The 4,691-nt window shown below is 33.1% G+C and carries 6 protein-coding genes and 2 pseudogenes; 4 read left to right on the top strand and 4 right to left on the bottom strand.

Features of this window, described 5'->3' with window-relative positions:
- The 4 genes and pseudogenes from ACPC58_RS11405 to ACPC58_RS11390 all read left to right on the top strand — a co-directional run.
- A pseudogene (locus ACPC58_RS11405) lies at positions 1-198 on the top strand (hypothetical protein); the annotation flags it as partial.
- Positions 199-543, top strand: coding sequence for a DUF2975 domain-containing protein (locus tag ACPC58_RS11400; protein ID WP_434066018.1), 345 nt, complete (start codon positions 199-201; stop codon positions 541-543).
- 12 nt (positions 544-555) lie between these two features.
- A complete protein-coding gene (locus tag ACPC58_RS11395; RefSeq protein WP_003106704.1) occupies positions 556-762 on the top strand; it encodes a helix-turn-helix domain-containing protein in 207 nt (68 codons plus the stop codon).
- Positions 763-794: 32 nt separating this feature from the next.
- Positions 795-1,505 carry a DUF975 family protein gene (locus ACPC58_RS11390; RefSeq protein ID WP_171989984.1) on the top strand — a complete coding sequence of 237 codons (711 nt, stop codon included), beginning with the start codon at positions 795-797 and terminating at the stop codon, positions 1,503-1,505.
- Positions 1,506-2,117: 612 nt separating this feature from the next.
- Here ACPC58_RS11390 and ACPC58_RS11385 read toward each other — a convergent pair.
- The 4 genes and pseudogenes from ACPC58_RS11385 to ACPC58_RS11370 form a co-directional block, all read right to left on the bottom strand.
- A pseudogene (locus ACPC58_RS11385) lies at positions 2,118-2,372 on the bottom strand (ASCH domain-containing protein); the annotation flags it as partial.
- A gap of 283 nt (positions 2,373-2,655) precedes the next feature.
- Positions 2,656-3,300: an ABC-2 transporter permease gene (locus ACPC58_RS11380; RefSeq protein WP_031367189.1), complete on the bottom strand. Its 645-nt coding sequence runs from the start codon at positions 3,298-3,300 to the stop codon at positions 2,656-2,658.
- Positions 3,290-4,039: an ABC transporter ATP-binding protein gene (locus ACPC58_RS11375; protein WP_031367190.1), complete on the bottom strand. Its 750-nt coding sequence runs from the start codon at positions 4,037-4,039 to the stop codon at positions 3,290-3,292. The genes ACPC58_RS11380 and ACPC58_RS11375 overlap by 11 nt, the downstream gene beginning before the upstream one ends.
- A gap of 35 nt (positions 4,040-4,074) precedes the next feature.
- Positions 4,075-4,527, bottom strand: a complete 453-nt coding sequence (locus ACPC58_RS11370) for a helix-turn-helix domain-containing protein (RefSeq protein ID WP_434066017.1) — start codon at positions 4,525-4,527, stop codon at positions 4,075-4,077.
- Positions 4,528-4,691: the final 164 nt, after the last annotated feature.

The following is a 4,691-nucleotide window of genomic DNA, read 5'->3' as shown; positions in this document are numbered from 1 at the left end:
CTGAATAATTTGATTGAACAAGACCATCGTCCAGTAAAGAGACGCAATAAATTCTATCGAAGTTTACGCACTGCCTCTACCACGATTAAAGGCATGGAAGCCATCCGAGGATTATATAAGAAAACCCGAAAAGAAGGCACTCTCTTCGGGTTTTCGGTATGTACTGAAATCAAGGTATTATTGGGAATCCCAGCTTAAATCATAGATACCGTAAGGGATTTTATTCTTTATTTAAAACTTTGCAACAGAACCAGAAAATTAATTACTAGTATTCAACAGGGAAACTATTTTACAACCGTTAACTTACGTTATATAAAAAAGTTGTTTTTAGCAGCAATAACAGCCGTTGTAACACAATTCATGCAATTAGTATTACTTTATCCTTGTATTGCATCTAACGACCTCCATGTATCAGCCATTCGACGAAATGATAGTGTCGGATTGTGGCTAACAGAATTATTATTTGTTGCTATTTTGTATGTTGTTTATCAGGTATTTCATTCAGGTATGCAACTGAAGGTTGAAAATGATGAATTTGTTTAGTTGGAGAAGGATATGATCTTAACAAAGTTAGATTTTATGATGTTAAAGCGACATATATCAGGAAAAGAATTAGCTGAACAGATTGGCATTACGCCCGCTAATTTATCAATTTTAAAGACAGGAAAGGCAAAAGGTATTCGTTTTTCTACTTTAAATAAATTATGCCAAGTGTTGGATTGTCAGCCAGGCGATTTATTTGATTATGAAGAAGATGAATAATCTGCGTATTGCCTAAATGGGGGAAATGTATCATGAATAATAGTCAATTAAAATTAAATGCAAAAAAACTACTGAAGCAGCATTTAAGTTTTTTTCTAATATTATTTATACCGTATTTTATCTATTTCTATTTACAATATGTTTTGGATTTTTTAGCACTGGATTTAGAGGTAATTTATAAAGGGTTATTGTTAACGAATAACGCATCTTCGCAAGCCGAGTCCTTATTGATTACGAACAACAATTTCAGTAGTTCGTCATTATCAATGACTACGACGCTTGTATTTAGTATTATTACAAGTGGTCTATTATTTGTTGTACTTGATGCGATTAGAGATCGTGAAGATTACACACAACCTATTAAAAAATGGGGAACGATTTTTTCCAATGGTTCTTATTTCATTGGGGCGATAGTGATCTTGATTTTACAAACTATCTGGACTGTACTATGGACAGTACTTTTGATTGTTCCTGGTATTGTTAAATCATTAGCATATTCACAAGCAATATTGATATATCGTGATGCTTTGGATAGCGGTGAATCGATTGGTTATATTGAAGCGATTTCTAGAAGCCGTGAATTGATGGATGGTCATAAATGGCAGTATTTTAAATTATTGATTAGTTTTATTGGTTGGTGGATTTTAGTTGTTCTAACAGCAGGGTTATTAGTAATCTGGGTAGGACCTTATTATCAAATGGCAAAAGTTAACTTTTATAACAACTTAGTTAACAATAACTAGTTAAAGTAAATCCGAGTATTTAGTTGCTCATAAGTCAATAATTCGGACTATTTTTTATCTAGGGCTGAACTGATTGGGCAACTTTTATTTTTTGATTAAAGCCTGGATCCTCAGGTAATGGATTTAGTCATCTTATTAATCAGAGTTCCAATGCTATATTGTCTTTAAAAGGTGATTTCTTTAATGATTTTTTAAATGAAATAAATGGTCAACTTGCTGATCAAGGTAGAGATAAACTATCTAAATCTGATTTTCAAACTTCGCAACAGAACCCTACATAGAAAAAGAGTTATATTTCCGAAAAATAAGTCTTTTCAGGAAAGATACCTTTCCGTTACAACGGCAATTCCCCGAAATTTCCATTTTAAAGAAAAGTGATAAATACTTCTCTTTTACGAATAGATAAATGAGAGGTATTTATTATGAACAAAATTTATTACGATAATCTAATTTCTAAATTCTTTTACGATATCCAAAATAATATAATTGAACGAACTGGTTATTTTACAGTATACAGACAGTCCGGACTTATTCTGGTATGGACAGCGGGTGGAGATACACCAACATTTCAATTGTTAACGGAAATCAATAATCATTATAAAGTGTTTTACACTAAAGAAAACAGGAGAATTCTATGTCTTCAGAAAACTCAATATTGTATTCCCTGAATTCATTAATAAAAAACCTTTTGTATCCGTTTCTCCATGATTCAAGTGTTCTGTCGTTTTCTCCTTCTTTATAGGCTTGTTCAGAACTAACCTCCAGAAAAGGAATTATCTCAACTTTGGTTGTTCTTATAATGCAAAGTGGTTGATTTTTGGAATCAAGCACTATATTATATTGACCTAGTCGCGGTATATCTACATTTTCGAATTGATAACTTTTTAATGCTCCTGCACTCGATAATTATAGTATTCAAGATTACTGAATAGAATTATTTTCCTTCCAGCTTTCACACTGTATAAGATCCACCGATTATTACCAAACTTTCGCATAGCACTATAATTATTGAGTGCAGGAGTATAATCTGTCATAAATTTCTCCTCTTTATAATAATGTCTAAATAAAAGGCACAATTACTTCGGCCAACACCGAAATAACTGTGCCTCATTTTTGTTTTACAAGTTAAAACCTGTTTATTTTTTTAACATTACAAATCCACTTCACTAAACCGTTTAGTTGATATTTTAAAACTCCACATTGTGAAAATTATATAAATGGTAACTCCTAGAATTAAAATTGGTAATTGTTTTACTAACAGTTCCTGACTTGTTCCGTCTAACCATTGCAATTTCGGAAAATGAACGCTTACCTCAATTAATAATTCAATTAAAATTATTGGCACCAAAGCTTTCAAAAAAGCGATTCCTGCGTTGTATGCTGTCTTAAAAAAGGAAGACAAGAATATAAGGTTGAAGATGGTGAAAATAATAAAGCCAAAACCATAAAAGGCAATATTGGCGTCAATTCCAACAGGATTGTTATTAGGTATTAGGGTATTCTTTATAATTGCACAAATAATCGAAATAAATAATGAGGCTAATTGTGTCACAATCACAACTAAATACTTGCCTAAAACAATATCACTTTTTTTGATTGGTAATAGCGACGAAAAATAAATGTCATTTGTTTCTCGACCGTACATAAAGCTGATATATATCCCTATGCAGCTGAAAACAAATATCATCGTATAAGGGTACGCAGGAATTAGAACTAAAGCGCCCATTGCTGAAAAGATATAAAGGTTCGGATGTGCTGCCAAACGTAGCTCTTTATATAAGAGATTAGAGATCATAATGCTTTTCCCCCTCAACTCGTATCATGATTTCCTCAAGGCTCAATGGGCCTGTTTCACTAGGTCTTTTGAGGTAACTAAAACTATCCATGAATTCCTTTTTTAAAGCGCTTTTTAATATTTTTCCATCTTTAATGTAAGAAATCGAATCGGCGCATTTTTCGATATCAGAGGTAATGTGCGTAGAAAACAAAATACTTCTTTCACCCGTAGCAACAATCTGAGAAAATAAATTCAGTAAATCATCCCTTGAAACAGGATCCAAGCCACTGGTGGGTTCATCTAAGATTAGTAATTCAGCTTTATGTGATAGAGCTAGTGCAATCATGAATTTAACTTTCATCCCTGCAGACAACTCCTTAGGTGCCTTGATGGGGTCAATTTCAAATTCTTGCATATATTTTTTAAAAGCTTGATGATCCCAAGTATCATAAAAACGGCTCATAACGTTAGCAATCTGTTCAGTTTTCTTCTGCTGGTAAAAGTCGATACCACCAAGGACTACGCCTATCCGTTTCTTTATTTCCAACTCATGGTTAATCAGATTCATACCAAAAATATCTACCTCACCAGAATTTGGCGTTACTAAATTTAGAATCGATTTAATTGTTGTACTTTTACCGGCACCATTTTTCCCAATAAATCCCATAATTTGTCCTTTTGGTAAGGAAAGATTTACATTTTCTAAGTTAAACTTAGGGTACTTTTTAGTTAAATTCTTAACCTCTAACATATTCACCTCAACAACCTCCTTGATAAATGAACTTTTTTACTCTACATCCCCTGGCTTTGTAAAAAAGAGCGCCCAGATTCTCTAAAAAAAACTCTATCTGAGATTAAAGCAATCCCCTCATTTCCTTTGCTAGTATCACCTAAAACTATCAGTGTATCTCCAGGGATTAAATTCATTATGTCTCTAGCTTTCTTAGGTAAAACAATTTGGCCCCTTTCACCAATTGTGACGGTTCCAAAAATGTACTTATCTTTAGGCCCAATAGGCATACCTTCTTTTTCAGGATTAAAGCGGACTAAATCATTTAACGACACATCGAAGAGTACTGCCAACGCATCACAATTCATAATATCTGGAAGAGTTTCTCCTGACTCCCACTTAGCAACGGCTTGTCTAGAAACGTTAATCTTTTCAGCGACTGCTTCTTGGGACATCGAGTACTTATTTCTCAAAAACCTTAAGTTTGTAGCAATATGATTTTCCTGATTTATCATACTTTTCACACCTCTTAATTGTATTTTATGCTTCGGGGACTGTAAAGAACACCAACTGAAGTTAACGAATTTTGTTAATTTTGATTGTCAATTACTATTGTCTACAATAGCGCTAGAAAACAAAACCTCTGATATCTTCAATTCAGACATCAGAGGCACTCACT

Origin of the sequence: Streptococcus sp. VTCC 12905 (assembly GCF_049893385.1) — a bacterium.
In the GTDB taxonomy this organism is placed as follows: Bacteria; Bacillota; Bacilli; order Lactobacillales; family Streptococcaceae; genus Streptococcus; species Streptococcus suis_AA.
Note: the sequence above shows the minus strand (reverse complement) of the source record. Positions and strands in the feature narration are given on the sequence as shown.